Genomic DNA, 19,190 nt, shown 5'->3' on the forward strand with positions numbered 1-19,190 from the left:
GACCGTGGACCGCCGTAAAATCATCAAGGGCATTGCCGCCGGCACCATCGGCCTGCCCGTAGCCCTGCGCCTGCTGGGAGGTAAGGGTCATGCGCAAGCGAGCGAAACTACGGTAAGCGGACAGCGCTACGACTGGAAAATGGTCACTACCTGGCCCCCGGGCTTCCCCATTCTCGGGGAGGGCTGTCAGTTGCTGGCCGATATGTGCCGCAAGATGTCCGGCGGGCGCCTCAACATTCACGTGTACGGCGGGGGCGAACTGGTGCCGCCGCTAGAAGCATTTGACGCCGTACGCCAAGGAGCTGCCGAGGTGGGCAGTGGTGCGGCCTACTACTGGGCGGGAAAGTTACCGGCGGCCCAATTTTTTGCCGGTTTCCCCTTCGGGCTGAATGCCCAGCAAATGAACGCCTGGTTGATCGCCGGGGGCGGGATGGAGCTGTGGCGGGAACTGTACGCGACGGTGGGACTGATCCCCTTCGCCGGCGGAAACACCGGGGTGCAGATGGGCGGCTGGTTCAATCGCCGCATCGATTCCGTTGCCGACTTCAGGGGACTCAAGATGCGCATGCCGGGACTGGGCGGACGGGTGCTCGAACGACTGGGGGGAACTCCGGTGCTGCTGCCCGGCGGGGAAATCTACACCGGACTCGAACGCGGCATTCTTGACGCCACCGAATGGGTGGGACCCTACCACGATTACGTGATGGGCTTCCACGAGATCGCTAAGTATTATTACTACCCGGGCTGGCACGAGCCGGGGACCAACTTCGAATTTTTCGTAAACGCCGAGAAATACGCGGAGCTGCCGCCCGACCTACAGGAAATTTTCGCGGTAGCTACCCACCACATTAATCTGAACACTCTCTCGGCCTTCGAGGCACGCAACGCCGAATACCTCGAAAAACTAAAGCAGGTGCCGGGACTTTCTATCCTCCCCTTCCCGGACGCCCTGATCGAAAACGCACGCCGGGCCGCGGATGAAGTGATGCGTGAGTATGCGAACTCAGATGCCACCACCCGTAAAGTTTTTGCTTCCATTCAGGAGTTCCGGAGGCTGTCGAAACCCTGGAGTGGGATTACGGAACGCAGGTTCTACGACGAACTTTCTTAGGGCATCGGTTATAACTGGTGATCCTCCGGAACACGGCTGGGCGCGGTGATCTCCGTGGGATCCTCGGGGTGATTTTTGGAGGGCGTTTTTCGCATCAGGGAAATGATCACGCCGGCCGCGAGGGTAACGAAGATGACCACCAGGCTCACCCACTCCTCGGGATGCCATACTTCGTGGAGCATGAGTTTGACGCCGACGAAGGTCAGGATCAGTGCCAGGCTGTACTTCAGGTACCCGAATTTGTCAATCATCGACGAGAGCACAAAGTAGAGAGCCCGCAGGCCGAGTACCGCCAGGATGTTGGAGGAGAAGACCAGGAAGGAGTCCGTCGTGATGCCCAAAATGGCAGGGATCGAGTCGATCGCGAAGATGATGTCGGTCGTTTCCACCATCACCAGGGCAACGAAAAGCGGGGTGGCCGCCAGAATATTGCGGCGCCGGACCCAAAAGTTGTGGCCGTGGTAGTCGTTCGTGACGGGCACGACACGCTTCACGAGTTTAATGATGGGGTTTTCGGAAGGGTGGATTTCCTCGCCTTTACCGACCATCTTATATGCCGAGTAGAGCAGGAGCACCCCGAAAACATAGAACATCCAGTCGAATTGCTCTAGCAGGTAAACTCCAGCCAGGATCATGACCAGTCGGAAAAATACCGCACCCAGGATACCCCAGAACAACACTCGGTGCTGGTACTTGGCCGGCACCCGGAAGTAGCCGAAGATGACGGCGATCACGAAGACATTGTCCATGCTCAGCGACAACTCCACCAGGTAACCGGTGAGGTAGTTGATCATGGCGGTATGGGCGGGCAGGTCGGAATTGACCCATCCGTTGTCGTACGCCAGGTAGATGAAACCGCTGAATCCGAGCCCGATGGTCATCCACATAGCGGTCTGCCCGAGTGCCTCGCGGGTGCGCGGCACGTGGTCGTGCTTGTTGAGCACGAACAGATCGAGAAAAAGCAGCAGCGCCACGAAGACGGCAAAACCGATCCAGAGAAGAGACATCAGGGGAAGTTGTGTGCCCTATAACGGTTGGCAAATGAGTATGTTCCACCAAACCGAGGTGGCGGATGGCCGACCTTAAGAGTCGGAAGGGGGGGCCGGGTCACGGGGTCGCTTGGTGTATATTTACTTCCTAATCTTTCGCTCCCTTTGGTACGTCAATACATTCTTGCCTGTTTTCTTCTCATCCCCCTTATCGCAACGGGTCAGTCTACCGAACACTCCATCGCCCGGGAATGGAACGAGGTATACCTCACCGCCATCCAGAAGGACTTTGCCCGCCCCGTCGTTCACGCCCGCAATCTATACCACAGCACCGCGGCCATGTACGATGCCTGGGCAATGGTGAACCGGCAGGGAGGAACCGTACTCACGGAAAGAATCGACGACCTTCCCGCATATGCGGACCGGCAAGCCGCTGCCGAGTCAGCCATCAGTTACGCAGCCTACCGCTTACTGCTCAGTCGCTACGCCCGTGCGCCGGGGTACGGGCGCATTCGCCTGGTGGCGGACTCCCTGATGAATCAATTAGGCCTCGACACCAGTTTCGTCAACACCGACCCCACAGACCCGAACCCCGCCGCGCTGGGCAATTACATTGCCGCCCGGGTGATCCAATATGGACTTGTGGACGGAGCGAATGAACTGCTGGACTACGAAAACGACGCGTACCCCGACCCGGTCAATCCACCCCTCTACCTCGACCGGCCCTTCACTATCCTCGGCCTGCGCGATCCAAACCGCTGGCAGCAACTGGCCTTTCCCGGCGTCGTGGTCGACCAGTCCGGCAACGTCATCGGAAATATCCCCACTTTTCTCGGTGCCAGCTGGGGTCGAGTCACGCCCTTCGCACTTCCCGACGCCGTGAAGCGCTCGCCGACGGCCACGGACAGCATTTACGGCAACAGCCCCGTGTACCACGATCCCGGGCCGCCGCCCTACTATGACCTGACGGACACGGCTCAGCTGAATCTCTACCGATGGAATTTTGAAACCGTGCTGAAGTGGTCCTCCCACCTCGATCCGACGGACGGCGTAATGTGGGACATCTCCCCCAGTGTGCGGGGAAACGTTACCCGAAAGCTCCCCGAAACGGCGGCGGAGTACCGGGCTTTTTACGATCAACACGCGGGCGGACAGCCGGACCAGGGTCGTGAACTAAACCCCGTGACCGGTGAGCCTTATCCTCCCAACATCGTTCCCCGGGGAGATTATACCCGGGTGCTGGCCGAGTTCTGGGCCGATGGCCCGCTCTCGGAAACCCCGCCCGGCCACTGGTTCGGGATCTTCAATACCGTAATGGACCACCCCCTGTTTCGCCGCAACCTCTGGGGCGAGGGAGCGGAGTTGGATCCCCTGGAATACGACGTAAAGGCCTACCTCACCCTCGGTGGCGCCATGCACGATGCCGCCATTACCGCCTGGAGCATCAAGGGAAAGTACGATTACGTCCGACCCATTTCGGCCATTCGCTACCTGGCGGCCCGGGGACAGGCCACCGTGCCGGATCACCGCTTTTACGACGTGGGCGGCATACGGCTCGACCCCGGCTACATCGAATTGGTGAACCAGGCGGAGGAGGTGGTCAACTCCACGGCGCTCATGACGGTGAAGGCGCGGGCCTGGATCGGGAATTCGTTCATTGAAGACGCCGCGATCGAGCAGGCCGGAGTAGATTGGATCAATCCCTCGGTCTGGGAGCCGTACCAACGCCCCAACTTCGTCACCCCCAACTTCGCCGGTTACATCTCGGGGCACTCGACCTTCAGCGCCGCCGCCGCCACCGTACTAGAGCGACTGACGGGCACCCCCTATTTTCCCGGTGGCGTAGGCGAGTTTATCGCGAAAAAGAATGAATTTTTGGTCTTTGAGGAAGGCCCCAGTGTCGACGTCGTGTTGCAGTGGGCTACTTACCACGATGCCGCCGCCGAAACCAGCCTGAGTCGGATCTGGGGCGGGATTCACCCGCCGGCCGACGATATTCCCGGTCGCCGCATCGGCAGGATAGTCGCTCGGGATGCCTACGAGCGGGCCGATAAGATCTTTCGGGGAGAGATCACGCCGGTCCGGGACCAGCCGATGGCCGTCGATCACCTACGCAGCTACCCGAACCCCGTACGGGCGGGTGCGCTACTAACCCTCGAGGGTACCGATGCAGGTACCAGTTTGGGACTTTACAGTGCCCTGGGGCAGTGGGTAAGGCAAATCGACGTAACGGCCAGCCGCACGGTGGTACCTACCGCGGGCCTGCAACCGGGGATGTACATACTCCGCGACCGCAGCGGGCGCATACTCGGTAAACTGCTGGTGATCTGATGGTGGAGGGGCCTTTACCCCCCCGTTTTCAGGTTCAGACCATCAGGCGGATCGGTTCTTCCAACGTGGCTTTCACGTCATTCAGGAACTGGGCGGCACTGGCTCCGTCTACGACGCGGTGATCGCTGCTCAGGGTCAGTTTCATGATCTTGCCGGGTACTACGGCTCCGTCGCGTACGACGGGCTTATCGTTGATGCCGCCGACCGCCAAAATGGAGGCGTCGGGCGGATTGATGATGGCCGTAAAATCTTCGATGCCGAACATGCCGAGGTTGGAGATGGTGAAGGTATTGCCCGTCATCTCGTCCTGACTCAGCTTCTTGTTCTTGGCGCGACCGGCGAGCTCCTTCACCTCACTGTTGATCTGGCTGAGTGATTTCATGTCGGCGTAGCGTACGACGGGCACGAGGAGTCCGTCGGGGATGGCTACCGCCACTCCGATGTTGACGTCGTGGTTAACGCGGATCTTATCGCCCATCCAACTGGAGTTGATGACGGGGTGCTTGCGCAGGTTGACGGCGCAGGCCTTGACTACCAGGTCGTTAAAGCTGATTTTGACGGAGGCTACCTCGTTGAGGCGCTTGCGCATTTCCCAGACCTTCGACATTTCGACCTCGACGGTAACGTAGAAATGGGGAGCGGAGAATTTGGATTCTCCCAGGCGGCGGGCAATCACCTTCCGCATCTGGCTCACCGGCACGTCCTCAAAGTTTGCCTCACCGCCCCCGAAGGAGAATGCGGGTACCTTGGTCTGCGGCTTCTCCACATCCACATTGGGGCTGGGTTGCTGGGCGGGTACGGGCTGAGGAGTGGTAGGTTGTGCCTGCTTGGCGGTGGCCGGTTTGGCGGAAGTGGACTGGGCATCCTCGATGTCGCGCTTTACGATACGTCCGCCCTCTCCAGAACCAATGAGGGTAGCCAGATCGAGGCCGGCGTCCTTGGCCATGGCGCGGGCGAGCGGACTTGCCTTCACGCGGTCTTCGTCCGCAGCTCCGGTGGATTCGGTTGCTTCCGACGTGTCGGCTGCTTCCTTCGTCTCCTCCGCGGGCGCTTCCTTAGCATCCGACTCCGAACTACTGCCGTTGTCGGAGGCACCGTCGATGGCTGCCTGCCAGTCTTCTCCTTCCTCACCGATCACGGCGATGACGCCGTTGATGGGCACTGCGCCCTCCTTGACGGCGATGTGGAGCAGGGTGCCCTCGAAAAAGGAGTCGAGTTCCATGGTGGCCTTATCGGTTTCTACCTCCGCAAGGGTCTGGCCGGGCTCTACCGCTTCGCCCTCCTCTACGAGCCAGGAAACAATATTGCCTTCTTCCATCGTGTCGCTCATGCGGGGCATGCGTATAACCTCAGCCATAATATTCGTTGTTTTGGGTTGTTGTCGGGGTCGCGCAAATTTGCGGCCTATTCCCGGGATAAACAAACTGAACCGGAATAGGATTGTTTTCTCTGTTCACCCGGCTCCTGCGCCCCCGCCCCATATCCCCTACAATTCATGCAATTTTCCTCCCGATTGATCGAAGATGCCGTCAACGCTTTTGCCGGTCTGCCCGGCATTGGCAAGAAAACGGCCCTCCGGTTGGTCCTTAGTCTCGTACAGCGCCCCACGGAAGACAGCGTGCACCTTGCCCGTGCGATCGCCAGCATGCGCGAGAACATCCAGCACTGCATCACCTGCGGCAACCTGAGCGACCAGACCGTGTGCAGCATCTGCCGCGACCAGCGGCGCGACAAGTCGATCATCTGCGTCGTTGAGAGCATCCGCGACGTCATGGCCATCGAGGAAACCCAGCAGTACCGGGGCGTCTACCACGTCCTCGGAGGCGTCATCTCCCCGATCGAGGGCATCGGCCCGGCCGACCTGAACATCGACACCCTGGTGCAGCGCTCCACCGCCCCCGAGGTACGGGAGGTCATTATGGCGATCAGTCCCACCATCGAGGGCGATACCACCATCTTCTACATCAACAAGCAGCTGACGGAGGCCGACGTGCAGGTGAGCAGCATTGCGCGCGGCGTGAGTTTCGGCGGTGAGCTGGAGTACGCCGATGAGGTGACCTTAGGGCGGAGTATTGTGGCGCGTAGGAAGCTTTGACGCAATCGGTCCGTCGCCCTCTGTCTTGCTGATTTACCTTTGGGGGAATGGCTTCACCAAATTGGTCGGCCGCTCTGCGGCCATTGTTTCTCATTCTGCTGCTGGTCCTTTGGGGGGCAGCGGCGCTTACCAATTGGCCCACTTACAGTGTAGACCTGGCTGTCCTGGCGATGGTAGCCGATTCATTTGATTTTGCCGACCCTACAAGTTGGTACAACGGCTTTTACGGGGTATTGGGTCCGATGTTGCTCAAGTTGGCAATGATTGCCGGCTGGAATATTGCCGGGGCAACCGTGACGGCTAACGTAATCGCTTTCGGTGGATTGTTTTGCTGCCTAGACCGGTACTGGTCCGATCTAGCATTTCCCGGCTGGCCCTACCTCGTCGGAATTTTTGCACTTATTGACCCCCTTATTTTTCCGAACCTATTTTCTCCCGGAATATTTATCCTCACGACCAGCTTGCTGCTGACCGGAATAGTATTGCTGGTGGAATACCTGGCCTCAGGACGGCGGTTGATCCTACTGACGAGTGTCGTTGCTCTTTCGCTTTCCACCAATCTCAGATTTGATTCCATCCTGCTGCTTGCCCTAGTAATTTGTGCCCTCTATTTTCAGTCCGGAGTACGCACGCGTTTGTACGTATTCATACTCGCCATGGTGCCAGCTGCCTGCCTGTATGTCGGAGTAAATTATGCCGGCACGGGATCCCTGATTGCTAGCGAGCACACGTTTTTTTCTACGGAAATCCCCTGGAGGGATGTAGACGCAGACTACGTATTTCCAACGCTGACCGCCCAAGAGGGCGTCAAATTTTACCTCAGGGGTATCGGACAAATGTTGATCTACTTACTGCCGATGACTTTACTACTCGGCTGGCGTTCAAAACTGACCGCTACCCTACTTTCCCTCACCGCCGCGATAATTGCCTATTTCTTCATTATCCGCATGCACTCCAGTCCGCGGGGGTTGCTCCCGGTAGTGATATGGTGCTATCTGACCCTGGTTTTGGTCCTGCATAGAATTGATTTCCTAACACTTGTAGCCAGGCTACCCGCCGCGAATCGAATCCTCCTTGGCCTTGTCCTGATTTTTTCTTTTGTGGCACTCATTGCGCTACCGAATGTACTGGCTATTCGGACCTATTCGAGGGCCCAGCAGCAGATGGAAGAGGTGAATGGGATTTTGCTCCAGGATAGCGGATTCACTTCGATCGATCGCGTGTTCTCCAGCAAGCCTGCCGTATGGATGCCCGATCGGCCACCCTATTATTCTCTCTTTACCGGGAGCTGGGCGAGAGCGAACCCCCGTATCAGCCGCTTTTCGCCTAACCTGGACATCACTTCAACCCAGTCGTTGCACCGAAACCTAATCCGCAGGGAGGTAAGCCTGGCCGTCTACGACAGCCTTCACCTGAGCTACTACATGCAATCATCGGCAGAACGGGATACCGTGCATGCATTTTTTTCATCCGCCGCAGTAGAGCTTCTCGGAATTGTCGGAGACAACAAGGTCTACTGCATCGTCCCCCTGGATTAGAGTTCAAGACTCTCGGGAACGAAGGGAGAGGCATCTCCCCCCCCTTTGATAATCTCCCGCACGATGGTTGAACTTATGTGGCTGTAAGCTGGCTGGCTAATGAGGAATATCGTTTCCAAGCCTTCCCCGACAATCTCGTTGAGCTGTGAAATGGTCTTCTCATAATCGAAGTCGCTCGCGTTGCGTAGTCCGCGGAGTAGGTATCGGGCCCCGATACGGCGACAAAAATGTGCGGTGAGGCCCTCGAAACTGTCCACACTTACCTTGGGCTCGTCGGCAAATACTTTTCGTAGCCATTCCATGCGTTGATCGAGATCAAAAAGATGAGATTTCTGACTGTTCACCCCAACCGCCACAACTATCTTATCGAAGAGTGGAACGGCCCGTCGCACCAGTTCTACGTGGCCACGGGTGATGGGGTCGAACGACCCGGGGAATACGGCGGTTTTCATGATTGTGGTCGCGTGAGGTTTGGAAATGCATCCACAAAGTAACTAAACCCTCCTTGCGCTAGATTTACGCTTCCCCGTACCGGGGTAAACATTCGCCAGTCGGGGGTACCCCGTACAGCAAAAAAATAAACTATTCTTTGCGGGACATACAACTCATATGACTGTCAGCATCATCATCCCCACCCTCAATGCGGAACCGTTCATCGAACGGTCGTTGCAAAGCGCGCTCAGGGCGGGGGCGCAGGTGCAGGGTGAGTGGGAAATAATAGCCGTCGATAATGGCTCCAAAGACAACACCATCGCGCTGCTTGAACGCGCAGCCATCAATCACCCCAACCGGATCACAATTACTCACTGCGCTCAACGCGGCGCGGCGGCGGCACGAAACGCCGGTGCAAAAGCCAGCACCGGGGAATGGCTGCAGTTTTTAGATGCTGATGATACGCTTGCCCCGGACAAAATCCGTCGCCAACTCGCATCGGCCGGTGATGCCGAGTGGGTGGCGGGTGCTTATCGTCATCTCTACCCCGACGGCAGTACCGAAGACTCCATCCCTCACCCCGACCTTTGGCGGGGACTGTTTCATGACTTCCGAACGGGTTGCACCCATTCCAACCTGCTGCGGCGGGATGCATTCAACGCTGTCGGCGGATGGAACGATAAATTACCCAGTAACCAGGACCCGGATCTCTGGTTCCGTTTGCTACGGGCCGGGACTTCCTTCATCATCGATCCGGTGGTCGGGAGCTACTACCACCATCATGCCGGAGTGCGCATTACCGGCTCCGATCCCAGCGGTTCCGCACAGCGCCGGGTCCAGATGCTGGCGGCTGCCAACGCTCATCTGATCGAAGCACAACCTGAGTACTGGAACGAGCATGCCCCCTACTTTTTGGGAGCGCTACTGCGTGCCGTTCGCATGCTGGCCACCTACGATCTCGACTCCGCCACCCAGGCATACCGGGCCTATTTCGCCGCTCCTAACGAGTGGGCAATCGACCGCCCCTACGAACTCGTGGGCCGCTACACCCGCCTGTACCCTTACCTCGGCTTCCGCAACCTGGAACGGCTACGGCTTGCCCTGGCCGATTGGTTGCCGGAAACACTCAAGCGTAGGCTCAAAGCATAGTACCTTTGGCGGCGCGGTGCGCAAGCACGCGGATCGTTTATCCTAAATTTTCCCTCCCTTGTCCGGAAGTACCCACGGCACCCTTTTCCGCGTAACCACTTTCGGTGAAAGCCACGGCGTCGGACTCGGCGTAACCATCGACGGTTGTCCGGCCGGTCTCAAACTCGACGTGGAGGCCATTCAGCAGGAGATGGCCCGCCGCCGTCCCGGACAAAGCCGCATCGTGACCCAGCGCAAGGAAGCGGACGGCGTGGAAATACTCTCCGGCACCTTCGAGGGAAAGACCACCGGCACGCCCATCGGCATAGTGATCTACAACCAAGACCAGCGCAGCAAGGATTACGGCCACATCTTCGACAAGTACCGGCCGAGCCACGCCGACTACACCTTTACGGCGAAATACGGTCACCGCGATTACCGCGGCGGCGGCCGCTCCTCCGCCCGGGAAACCGCCGCCCGCGTAGCGGCCGGCGCGGTAGCGCGGCAGTTGCTCGCCCACTACGGAATTTCCATTCACAGCTACGTCGACCAGGTAGGCAGCATCGCCACCGGTAAGGACCACCACGAACTGGACCTCGGCCTCATCGACACCAATGACGTCCGCTGCCCCGACCCCACCACCGCCGCTACGATGGAGCAGGAGATCATGGCGGTAAAAAAGGCCGGCGACACGATCGGCGGGGTGGTAAAGTGTGTGGTCAGGGGCGTACCCGCCGGCTGGGGAGAACCCGTCTTCGACAAGCTACACGCCGACCTCGGCAAGGCCGTCCTGAGCATCAATGCCTGCAAGGGCTTTGAATACGGAAGTGGCTTTGATGGGGTGACCCTCCGCGGCAGTGCCCACAACGACGCTTTCTACACCGACGAAGCGGGCCGTACGCGCACGCGCACCAACCGCAGTGGCGGCATTCAGGGCGGCATTTCGAACGGAGAGGACATCTACTTCCGCGCCGCCTTTAAACCGGTAGCTACGATCATTGCCGACCAGGAGAGTGTAAATGAGTCAGGAGAGTCGGTCACCGTGGTGGGAAAGGGGCGGCATGATCCCTGCGTACTGCCCCGGGCAGTGCCCATTGTCGATGCGATGGTGGCCCTGGTGCTGGCGGACCACTGTCTGCGGGCGCGGGGAAATCGTCTGTAGGCAGCCGGACGGCTGAAGGCCGTCGCTACTGGGGCATAGTCCAGCCATAACCCAGCCAATCTTCCAGATGATCGACGTCGGAGAGTGCCGTCAGCTGTTTGACGGAAAGCCCCTGCTCCTGCGTCCGCGCCAAAGTTTCTTCCAGTACTTCCGCGGTGCTCCACGCTACTTCGGTGAACAGTTCGGGGTGGGGATTGCGCATTCCCAGCAGGTAATAACCACCGTCGTGTGCCGGGCCGATCACCACTTCGTGGGTCAGCAGGGCCGCGAAGGCGTCCTCGAGTAATTGAGCGGTCACCCCCGGGCAGTCGCTACCGATGACGATCACCCGGTCGTGCCCCTGGGCGAACGCCCGCTCAAAGGCCGCGCTCATCCGTTCACCCAGGCCCGGCCCCACCTGCAGCAGTTTGGTGAAATCGTCGGCGGGCCAGTCGTCGTTCTGGTCGATGAATTCGGAGTAGTGCAGGTAGCGGGTAACGCCCGAGAGGCCGAGGGTCTGATCGCGGGTGTGGCGCATCAGAATCCGGTACATCTGTAGGGCCTTATCGTGACCGACGTCCTGGGCCAGGCGTGTTTTCGTACGTCCGGCGACGGGATTTTTGATCATAATCAGGAGGGCGGGTTGCTGCATGGCCGCCAAGATAAGTAAGTCCGTTGCCAACCCCTACCGGCGGCACCCGGTTACAACATTCCCGATTAGAATTCACTATTCAGGCAATTCCGACGGCAGGGCACCGGCAAAACAAAGCAGGGCGCAGCCCGGTATTACCAGAGCCTCTGCTTCCGGGCCGAACACGTCAAGTACCACGTCGCGTTCTGAAAGGGAGTGACGGTAAATGAAAATAAAATAGGCGTGACGCAGGCAGTTTTTACCCTTTCCGAGGTCTCCAGGCAGTATTCGCGTGTTCGGCAGCAGTCGCTTCACCTGTGCGAACCCCTGCTCGCCGAAGACTATACGGTGCAGCCGGCCGACGATGTGAGTCCACCGAAGTGGCACCTCGGTCACTCCAGCTGGTTCTTCGAAAACTTCATTTTACTTCCCTTCGCTCCGGATTATACCCTCTTCGACGAGCGGCTTAATTGGTTCTTTAACAGCTACTACGAAAGCCAGGGGCCCCGTATCCTGCGCAGCGACCGGGGTAACATGACCCGCCCCGAGCTGGCCGTGATCCTCGACTACCGCCGGCACGTAGACCGGGCCATGGAAGCTTTACTCGAGGCCGGCGACCCCACCGTGGAATCCCTCACCGTACTCGGCCTCAACCACGAACAGCAGCACCAAGAGCTGCTACTCACCGACATCAAGTATATCCTGGGCACGAACCCGCTCTACCCCACCTACCGACAGACCGGCGATCGCGCCGCTACGCCGGTCCCCGATCTTACCTACCATCAGATAGCCGCGGGTCGGTACGGCATCGGGTACGCTGGCGACGGCTTCCGGTGGGACAACGAACTGAGCCGCCACGAGGTACTGCTGCAGGACTTCGGCATCGCCTCCCGCCTCGTTACGAACGGGGAGTACCTCCGCTTTATGGAAGACGATGGCTACGACCGCTTCGAACTCTGGCAAATGGAGGGCATTGCCTGGGCCCGTGAACTGGAGACCAAGGCCCCACTCTACTGGCACCAAACGGACGATGGCTGGAAACAGTACACCCTCAACCGGGGCATGACCGACGTGGACCCTGGCCTTCCGGTTACTCACATTAGTTGGTACGAAGCCGACGCCTACGCCCGCTGGGCCGGTGTCCGTCTGCCCACGGAATTCGAATGGGAAGCGGCCTGCAATCAGCTCTCTCCCACCGTACCGCAGAGTGGAAACTGGGCGGAGCGGAAGGATTATCACCCAACCGCCGCAACCGGCCCGGAAGATCACCAGCTGCTCGGGCATACGTGGGAATGGACCAACTCGGCATACCTTCCCTACCCTCGCTATCCCCGACCGGAGGGTGCCCTCGGTGAATACAACGGGAAGTTCATGATCAACCAAATGGTACTACGGGGGGGCAGTTGTGCTACTCCCCTCAGTCACATTCGTCCCACCTACCGCAATTTCTTCCAGACCGACAAACGCTGGCAATTCACCGGCATCAGATTAGCTAAAGACCTTTAACCCATGACCGTTTCCCAAACATCCACCCTCAGTGCCTTTGCCCAGGACGTACTCGACGGCCTTTCCCAGGAAAAGCGGCGGTTGAGCAGCAAGTGGTTCTACGATAGCCGGGGAAGCGAGCTCTTTAAGCAGATCATGAGTTGCCCGGAATATTACCTTACCGAGGCCGAGGCGGAGATTTACCGCCACAGCGCTGCCTCCCTGTACGAAGCAACCGAGGGTCAACCGTTCGACCTGATCGAATTGGGCGCCGGGGACGGTACCAAGACCCAGTTGCTCATCGAGCGTTTCCTTGCTGCCGGGGCTCAGTTCACCTACCGCCCCATCGATCTGAGCGCCAGCGCGCTTTCGGATCTCGGCAAGCTCATCAAGCTGCGGTGGCCCCGCCTGGAGTTCAATCCCATCCAGGCCGATTACTTTGAGGCCCTCGATCGACTGGGTTCTTCCACCGGTTCACGCCTGCGGGTAGTGCTTTTTCCGGGAGCTAACATCGGTAATTTTAGTCCGACCGAGGCCATCGGTATGCTGCGCAACGTCCGCAATTTTCTCCGGCCGGGTGACCTGCTATTCACCGGATTTGACCTTAAAAAAGACCCGGCGGTCGTACTGGCAGCCTACAACGACCCGGCCGGCTACACCGCCGCCTTCAACCTCAATCTGCTCTCCCGCATCAACCGGGAACTGGGCGGCGACTTTAAGCTCGATTGCTGGCGGCACTGGGAGACCTACGATCCCGTTACCGGTGCGGCCCGGAGCTTTTTGCTCCCCATCGAACCACAGACCATCGTGCTATCGGAAGTGCAGCGCAGCTTCCAATTTCGCGCCTGGGAGCCCATTCAGGTGGAAATCAGTCAGAAATATACCCTACGGGAGATCGAGGGCATTGCCGACGCATCCGGGTTTGACTTTCTGCGCCACTACTGCGACGGGCGGGCGTACTTTACGGATAGCTTATGGCAAGTCCCCACCCGGTGATCCACCACTTTAGTTTCAGGGCGTCAAGGGCGTGCAGGTTGTTGGTGCGCATGAGGTATTTGGTCAGCGCGCGCTCCGGAAGAATCTCCGTCAACTGAGTCATTTTTGGATAGCGGTCCGCGAAGGTGGTCAGGCGGGTAGCCAACGTGGGATGCTGCTGGCGTAGTTGCTTAAGGGACTCGATGGCCTCGCGTTGCTTCCGCATAAAATCTTCGGCGCGTTCGAGGACCAAATTCTCTACCGGATTATCGATGTATTCGATGTTTGTGCTGGTCGGCGCCAGCAATTGACCCCAGAGCGTATCCTCGTGACCGCACCCGTCTACCTTTGGGAAGGGATGCTGCAGAAAAAACTCACGGCTCACCCTAAAATTGTTGCTCTGGAAGTGCAGGTAGGGCTTTGGGCGGCGGCGCGCAGGAGCAAGGGCTTTTCGTGCGCGGCCGTAATGCCAGTGTAACCACAGTGCCGGATCGTCGGGCCGCGTCTCGGAGTAGGTGGTGCCTCCGACGATCACCGGCACGTCGGGATCGGCAAGGTACCGTTGGAGCAGCAGGGGGTTGGGACGACTGTCGGCGTTCAGCATGACCAGCAAGTCGTGCGAGGCTTCCCGTGCCATTTTGTTGCGAATAATGGCACGGCCCATGGTGGTAGGCTGCTCAAGGTAGCGCACTCCGGGGTGCGTGGCCACCTCTCGGTTAACGAGCTTGCAACGCTCGTCACTACCATCGTCGTACAGCAAAATTTCTACGGGTACGTTCAGCGCGCCGGCCTGGCGGACTAGCTCTTCCACTAAAGGACGGGCATCGTGGTTGAATACCGGAATGCAAATTGAGATCATAAGCACATCGTAATCAGGGACAAAACTACCATTCCCGGTCCACTTCTTTGGCTACTTCCCCTAATTGGTAAGCCCGCGGCAAAATTCGGCTTCGCAATTCCTCGAGATAGCGAACGTACAGAAGAGGCAGTTCTGCAGAAGTTTCCGATATCCACTGGGCGCGGTAGCCATTAGCGATTCGAAAAGCATCCTCCACGAGATCGGCCATCTGCTCGTAGTTGAAATCTTCCAGTCTTGTGTTAGCCCTTAAGGCAGACGATCCACCATAGTTGTAGCCCATCTCAGTTTGTTGAGCCGCCAGCGCGCGGGGGATGTACAGAGCACCCAAATGAACGTACTGCCACACGTGGACCGCTTCGTGCACGAGCGTTGGGGAAGAAATTGGGCCCCAGCTGTTGATCGTATGGAAGCTGACGTAAAGAAATTCTCCCTGCCGGGGTCCAAGATAGGCTCGCTCGTCGATCCTGATCCGGTTGTAGGGAAGACTGCTACCAAAAATCGGCTCCAGTAAGTTTCGTTCGCGTGCAGTTAACCGGCGTACGCCCGGACTTACAAAATTGGTCAGCGCTTCGTACCAGTCGCAGCAGCCCAGCAGGTCGAGCCACTGCCACGTGCGGTCCCAGGCCGGCATCCCGGCGACGGAAGGGGGCAACGAACTTCGCAACCGGGCCCAACGGAGCGGTCGCAGTCGGTAACCCAGTAATAGCCGGTCGGTAAGGCTACGAAATCGGTCGGTCAGCACCCCCCAAAACTACGAAGTACGATCCGGCCGGGGCCAAATCGTACTTCATGAACGTAGCGGTAGTAGGAACCTTAGGCTGTAGGGGCAGGAGTCGAACCTGCACGGGGCGGTTAGCCACTATTCATGGCTCCGAAGAGCCGCGCTCACGCGGAGCATTGAACGGTGGTTTGTTCCGGCCTCCCCACCCGCGAGACAAGCGGGCATGGCTGCCAATTTCATCACCCTACAGAATCAAATTGAAAATTGGAAATTTCAGATGGGAGATTGAAAATTTCGAATTTTATCGCTGTAAGGGCAGGAGTCGAACCTGCACGGGGCGGTTAGCCGTGGTTCATGGCTCCGAAGAGCCGCACTCACGCGGAGCACTGAACTGGGTTTGTCCCGACCTCCCCACCCGCGAGACAAGCGGGCATGGCTGCCAATTTCATCACCTTACAAATTATCGAACGCTGCCGTTGCTTCGTCCTTGCATTAGCAAAGATGCAATCATTTGCACCAACCGTGCAAGTTCATTCAATAGTTTTAGGAAAACTATATTAAAATTTCAATATACTAACACCATAATTGAATATATTACAATTATAGGGGCTTCCGTCCGCCTTCCTTTAGACAATTCACACCCCCTATTCCGGCTCAAACCACAGCCCCTCGCGCTCGTCTCCCGCCATGTAGTTGATCAACAGCTCTTCGCCGGCGTCAATGTCCCGGAGTGCCGAAAATCGAATCTGATGAAAGTCGTAATCCATCTCATAATCCAGGTTCGGAGTGGAAGAATGATTATACAGCGAGCCATAGCCCAGCGCAAGTGCCGCCCCCTCCCCTTCCCAGACAAAGTAATAATCGTGCAGCCCCGTCCGGTGAATGACTTTCCGCTCCTCCGCCGACAGTACAATCACCGGCGCGAACTCGACGATCGTCCCCTCCCCAATGTTCTCGGCCGTAAAAACGCCCCGCCCCCCGCGTTCACTCGGTTTTAAGTAGAGGAATGGAAGGTGGGTCATGAGTGTGGGTTGTTGGGTTGGTGATTTGGTAGGTTGTTGCGTTAGTGGGTTATTCACGAATGGCAAAGAGAGGAATAAACCGACTCACCGACCAACCCACTAAATGACTACCGTACTACCCGACTAACCAACTACCGTACTACCCGACTAACGAACTCAAAACAACCCCTCAATCACCGCCTCCTCCGTGATCCCCTCCGCTTCCGCCTTGTAGTTGCGCACGATCCGGTGACGGAGCACGTACTTCGCGATGGCCTGCACGTCTTCAATGTCCGGACTGTACTTGCCGCTGATGGCTGCGTGACACTTGGCCCCTAGGACGAGGTACTGACTGGCGCGCGGACCGGCCCCCCAGCTGATGTAATCATTGACGTTTGCGCCGGCGCGGGTGGTGTTGGGGCGGGTCTTTCCGGTGAGCTTTACGGCATACTCCAATACATTGTCGCTCACGGGAATTTTTCGCACCAGCTGCTGGAAGAAGAGAATTTCTTCGCCGCTTAGCACGTGGTTGACGGTGTTGCGCTCGATGCCGGTGGTGCCGCGCACTACGGCCAGTTCTTCTTCGTAACTGGGGTAATCCAGCGGAATGTTGAACATGAAGCGGTCCAGCTGGGCTTCGGGCAGCGGATAGGTTCCTTCCTGTTCGATGGGGTTCTGGGTGGCGAGCACGAAAAAGGGCGCGGGGAGTTTGTGCCGTACTCCGTTGACCGTGACGGAACGTTCCTGCATGGCTTCGAGCAGGGCGGCCTGGGTTTTAGGTGGCGTACGGTTGATCTCGTCGGCCAATACGATGTTGGCGAAAAGGGGGCCGGGCATGAATTCGAAGTGGCGCTCGTCGTTCAGGATCTCCGAACCGGTGATGTCGGTCGGCATGAGATCGGGCGTGAACTGCACCCGCTTGAAGTCGAGATCGAGCACCTCGGAAATGGTCGATACGAGCAGGGTCTTGGCCAGTCCCGGTACACCGACCAGGAGGGAATGCCCGTTGGAAAACAGCGATATGAGGACGGTCTTTACTACTTCCTGCTGTCCGACGATCACCTTGCCGATCTCGGTCCGTAAATCTTGGTAGGCCTGGGCGAGTGCGTCGACGGCTTCGACATCGGAGGAGAAGGTGGGTTTTGCCATGGGGTCATTAAGTAAGTATCAATAATACAACTCCGGTGGCGAAGCCCGACCGAAGCGTGTGTAAAAGGACCGACGGCCCTCAAATGTTGTCCTGCCGCACGCTTTTGAGTGCAAGCCGCCCGAGCCCGCCCGCCCCGACGATAAACAACAGCATCGCCGGAAACCCACCCAGGGTCGAGATCAACCGTATCCCGTCCAGACCGGCGAAGGAAACCAATACCCACGAAGTGACACCAATCACACACCCCCACAGTATTTTGACCCGCACGGGTGCCTCGGCGGAGTCCGGTCCAATGTCCCGCATACAGAGCGCGCTCATGGCCGATACGTTGGAGTCAGCCGCGGTGACGTACGAAAGGAAGACCAGCAGCAGAAAGAGCGCCGCCGTGATCCGCAACCCAGGCAACTGTTCCAGCAGGGCATAGGCCACCGCTTCGGGTCCGCCTTCCGCCAGTGCCGTGGTGAGCACGCCGTCGAGCTGACCGTCGATCACCAGCGCCGTACCGCCGAAGGCGATCATCCAGCAGGCGCCGAAGAGGGCGGTGCAGAGTAGGTTCACCTCGATGAAGCGGCGCACGGTATATCCCCGCGCCAGGCGCCCCAGGAACAGCGCCGTGATCGGTGCCCAGGCGAACCAATTGGCCCAGTAAAAGGTGGTCCAGGCGTGCGACCAGTCGGCAGGAATACCCGGATCGAGGCCCAGGTTGCGCGGTAAAAAAGTCACGGCGTAGTCGCCCGCCGCTCGCCCCGCTAGCCGGAGGGTCTCTACGGTCGGCCCGGCGAAAAAGACGAAAACGGCCAGCAAAATGAAGCCGATGATGTTGTAATTCGACAGGATCCGGATGCCCCGTTGCAATCCGGTCGCCGCCGAGATACTGAAGGCTACGACGATGCTACCAATGATCATTGCTAATTGAAGGGGCGTGGCACCCGCGTCCCCGCCCGCATATCCCGTAATGCCGCCGTGCAGGGCCAGACTGCCCGCCCCGAGTGCCGCCGCCATTCCCGCCACGAGGGCAAACAGGCATACCGCATCGATCGCCGCCCCGCCGTGGGTGTGTACCCGCTCACCAAAGACCGGCGCCAGCAATGTGCTGAGGGAGAAGGGTTGCCCGTGATTGTAAAAGCCCAGGGCGAAGAGCAGTCCCCCCACCGTATAGATCGCGTAGGGCGTCAGCGTCCAGTGCAGGAACAGCGTGGATAGTGCAAAAACCGCCGGTTCCTCCACCCCCGCCGGCGGCGGCGCACTGAGGTGGTATACGGGCTCGGCAATGCCCCAGAACAGGATGCCGGTAGCGATCGTGGTACAGGCCGTGATCGCGAACCACCGCCACGGCGACAGCAGCCGTACCGCACCCACTCCGCCCAACGTCGTGCGCCCGAGCGGCGAAACGTACACGGCCGCCAGCAGGACCAGAAACGCGACGCAGGACCAGGAAAACAGCCAGTCGAAGCGATCGAGCACCCAGTTGCTTGCCACCTGGGCGCCGGCGATCAGTTCCACGGGGTCGCGCAGGGCCAGGATCGCGCAGATTACCAGCGGCAGTAGGGGCGGCAGCAGCACCGAGTACCGTATTCCGGTTCTATTTTTCACTGGGTAGCGG

The 19,190-nt window shown here is 58.7% G+C and carries 17 protein-coding genes and 1 tRNA gene; 8 read left to right on the plus strand and 10 right to left on the minus strand.

The features are described 5' to 3' along the window. Positions 1–4 precede the first annotated feature (4 nt). Positions 5–1,111: a TRAP transporter substrate-binding protein gene (locus GGR28_RS09720; protein ID WP_183495590.1), complete on the plus strand. Its 1,107-nt coding sequence runs from the start codon at positions 5–7 to the stop codon at positions 1,109–1,111. Positions 1,112–1,119: 8 nt separating this feature from the next. Here the strand turns inward: GGR28_RS09720 and GGR28_RS09725 are convergent, their stop codons facing one another. Further along, positions 1,120–2,118, minus strand: coding sequence for a TerC family protein (locus GGR28_RS09725; RefSeq protein ID WP_183495591.1), 999 nt, complete (start codon positions 2,116–2,118; stop codon positions 1,120–1,122). 147 nt (positions 2,119–2,265) lie between these two features. Between GGR28_RS09725 and GGR28_RS09730 the strand changes: the two genes are divergently transcribed. After that, positions 2,266–4,431, plus strand: coding sequence for a DUF6851 domain-containing protein (locus tag GGR28_RS09730; protein ID WP_183495592.1), 2,166 nt, complete (start codon positions 2,266–2,268; stop codon positions 4,429–4,431). A 34-nt stretch (positions 4,432–4,465) separates the two neighbouring features. Here GGR28_RS09730 and GGR28_RS09735 read toward each other — a convergent pair whose 3' ends face one another. After that, a complete protein-coding gene (locus tag GGR28_RS09735; RefSeq protein WP_183495593.1) occupies positions 4,466–5,788 on the minus strand; it encodes a dihydrolipoamide acetyltransferase family protein in 1,323 nt (440 codons plus the stop codon). A gap of 138 nt (positions 5,789–5,926) precedes the next feature. On the opposite strand from GGR28_RS09735, the gene recR reads away from it, so the two are divergent. Then, a complete protein-coding gene (gene recR / locus GGR28_RS09740; RefSeq protein WP_183495594.1) occupies positions 5,927–6,526 on the plus strand; it encodes a recombination mediator RecR in 600 nt (199 codons plus the stop codon). Between the two features lie 47 nt (positions 6,527–6,573). Next, positions 6,574–8,064, plus strand: a complete 1,491-nt coding sequence (locus GGR28_RS09745) for a hypothetical protein (protein WP_183495595.1) — start codon at positions 6,574–6,576, stop codon at positions 8,062–8,064. On the opposite strand, the gene coaD is transcribed toward GGR28_RS09745, so the two are convergent. After that, a complete protein-coding gene (gene coaD, locus GGR28_RS09750; protein ID WP_183495596.1) occupies positions 8,061–8,516 on the minus strand; it encodes a pantetheine-phosphate adenylyltransferase in 456 nt (151 codons plus the stop codon). The two genes, GGR28_RS09745 and coaD, sit on opposite strands and share 4 nt — an antisense overlap. 157 nt (positions 8,517–8,673) lie before the next feature. Here coaD and GGR28_RS09755 point away from each other — a divergent pair, with 157 nt between their 5' ends. Continuing rightward, on the plus strand, positions 8,674–9,645 hold the full coding sequence (locus GGR28_RS09755) for a glycosyltransferase family 2 protein (RefSeq protein ID WP_183495597.1): 972 nt from the start codon (positions 8,674–8,676) through the stop codon (positions 9,643–9,645). Positions 9,646–9,703: 58 nt separating this feature from the next. After that, positions 9,704–10,786 carry a chorismate synthase gene (aroC, locus tag GGR28_RS09760; protein WP_183495598.1) on the plus strand — a complete coding sequence of 361 codons (1,083 nt, stop codon included), beginning with the start codon at positions 9,704–9,706 and terminating at the stop codon, positions 10,784–10,786. A 25-nt stretch (positions 10,787–10,811) separates the two neighbouring features. Here the strand turns inward: aroC and GGR28_RS09765 are convergent, their stop codons facing one another. Then, entirely contained in the window at positions 10,812–11,417 is a 606-nt protein-coding gene (locus tag GGR28_RS09765) for a TIGR04282 family arsenosugar biosynthesis glycosyltransferase (protein ID WP_183495599.1), read from the minus strand. A gap of 222 nt (positions 11,418–11,639) precedes the next feature. On the opposite strand from GGR28_RS09765, the gene egtB reads away from it, so the two are divergent. Further along, positions 11,640–12,902: an ergothioneine biosynthesis protein EgtB gene (egtB, locus tag GGR28_RS09770; protein ID WP_183495600.1), complete on the plus strand. Its 1,263-nt coding sequence runs from the start codon at positions 11,640–11,642 to the stop codon at positions 12,900–12,902. Between the two features lie 3 nt (positions 12,903–12,905). Continuing rightward, positions 12,906–13,877 carry an L-histidine N(alpha)-methyltransferase gene (locus tag GGR28_RS09775; RefSeq protein ID WP_183495601.1) on the plus strand — a complete coding sequence of 324 codons (972 nt, stop codon included), beginning with the start codon at positions 12,906–12,908 and terminating at the stop codon, positions 13,875–13,877. Here GGR28_RS09775 and GGR28_RS09780 read toward each other — a convergent pair. From GGR28_RS09780 to GGR28_RS09805, 6 genes are all read right to left on the minus strand, one after another. Then, positions 13,843–14,715, minus strand: a complete 873-nt coding sequence (locus tag GGR28_RS09780) for a glycosyltransferase family 2 protein (RefSeq protein WP_183495602.1) — start codon at positions 14,713–14,715, stop codon at positions 13,843–13,845. The genes GGR28_RS09775 and GGR28_RS09780 overlap by 35 nt on opposite strands. Positions 14,716–14,740: 25 nt before the next feature. Continuing rightward, on the minus strand, positions 14,741–15,457 hold the full coding sequence (locus GGR28_RS09785; RefSeq protein ID WP_183495603.1) for a hypothetical protein: 717 nt from the start codon (positions 15,455–15,457) through the stop codon (positions 14,741–14,743). Between the two features lie 76 nt (positions 15,458–15,533). Continuing rightward, positions 15,534–15,685, minus strand: a tRNA-Asp gene (locus GGR28_RS09790). Positions 15,686–16,080: 395 nt separating this feature from the next. Beyond that, positions 16,081–16,458: an SET domain-containing protein gene (locus tag GGR28_RS09795; RefSeq protein ID WP_183495604.1), complete on the minus strand. Its 378-nt coding sequence runs from the start codon at positions 16,456–16,458 to the stop codon at positions 16,081–16,083. 156 nt (positions 16,459–16,614) lie between these two features. Next, entirely contained in the window at positions 16,615–17,586 is a 972-nt protein-coding gene (locus GGR28_RS09800; protein WP_183495605.1) for an AAA family ATPase, read from the minus strand. Positions 17,587–17,665: 79 nt separating this feature from the next. Next, positions 17,666–19,180: a BCCT family transporter gene (locus GGR28_RS09805; RefSeq protein WP_319936717.1), complete on the minus strand. Its 1,515-nt coding sequence runs from the start codon at positions 19,178–19,180 to the stop codon at positions 17,666–17,668. Between the last annotated feature and the right edge of the window lie 10 nt (positions 19,181–19,190).

This window comes from Neolewinella aquimaris, assembly GCF_014197245.1.
Taxonomy (GTDB): domain Bacteria; phylum Bacteroidota; class Bacteroidia; order Chitinophagales; family Saprospiraceae; genus Neolewinella; species Neolewinella aquimaris.

What these genes read in the sequence shown, in the direction of transcription:
- GGR28_RS09725 (WP_183495591.1), bottom strand. Translation starts at nt 2,118, where the DNA reads ATGTCTCTTCTCTGGATCGGTTTTGCCGTCTTCGTGGCGCTGCTGCTT.
- GGR28_RS09735 (WP_183495593.1), bottom strand. Translation starts at nt 5,788, where the DNA reads ATGGCTGAGGTTATACGCATGCCCCGCATGAGCGACACGATGGAAGAA.
- recR (WP_183495594.1), top strand. Translation starts at nt 5,927, where the DNA reads ATGCAATTTTCCTCCCGATTGATCGAAGATGCCGTCAACGCTTTTGCC.
- GGR28_RS09745 (WP_183495595.1), top strand. Translation starts at nt 6,574, where the DNA reads ATGGCTTCACCAAATTGGTCGGCCGCTCTGCGGCCATTGTTTCTCATT.
- coaD (WP_183495596.1), bottom strand. Translation starts at nt 8,516, where the DNA reads ATGAAAACCGCCGTATTCCCCGGGTCGTTCGACCCCATCACCCGTGGC.
- GGR28_RS09755 (WP_183495597.1), top strand. Translation starts at nt 8,674, where the DNA reads ATGACTGTCAGCATCATCATCCCCACCCTCAATGCGGAACCGTTCATC.
- GGR28_RS09765 (WP_183495599.1), bottom strand. Translation starts at nt 11,417, where the DNA reads ATGCAGCAACCCGCCCTCCTGATTATGATCAAAAATCCCGTCGCCGGA.
- GGR28_RS09775 (WP_183495601.1), top strand. Translation starts at nt 12,906, where the DNA reads ATGACCGTTTCCCAAACATCCACCCTCAGTGCCTTTGCCCAGGACGTA.
- GGR28_RS09780 (WP_183495602.1), bottom strand. Translation starts at nt 14,715, where the DNA reads ATGATCTCAATTTGCATTCCGGTATTCAACCACGATGCCCGTCCTTTA.
- GGR28_RS09795 (WP_183495604.1), bottom strand. Translation starts at nt 16,458, where the DNA reads ATGACCCACCTTCCATTCCTCTACTTAAAACCGAGTGAACGCGGGGGG.
- GGR28_RS09800 (WP_183495605.1), bottom strand. Translation starts at nt 17,586, where the DNA reads ATGGCAAAACCCACCTTCTCCTCCGATGTCGAAGCCGTCGACGCACTC.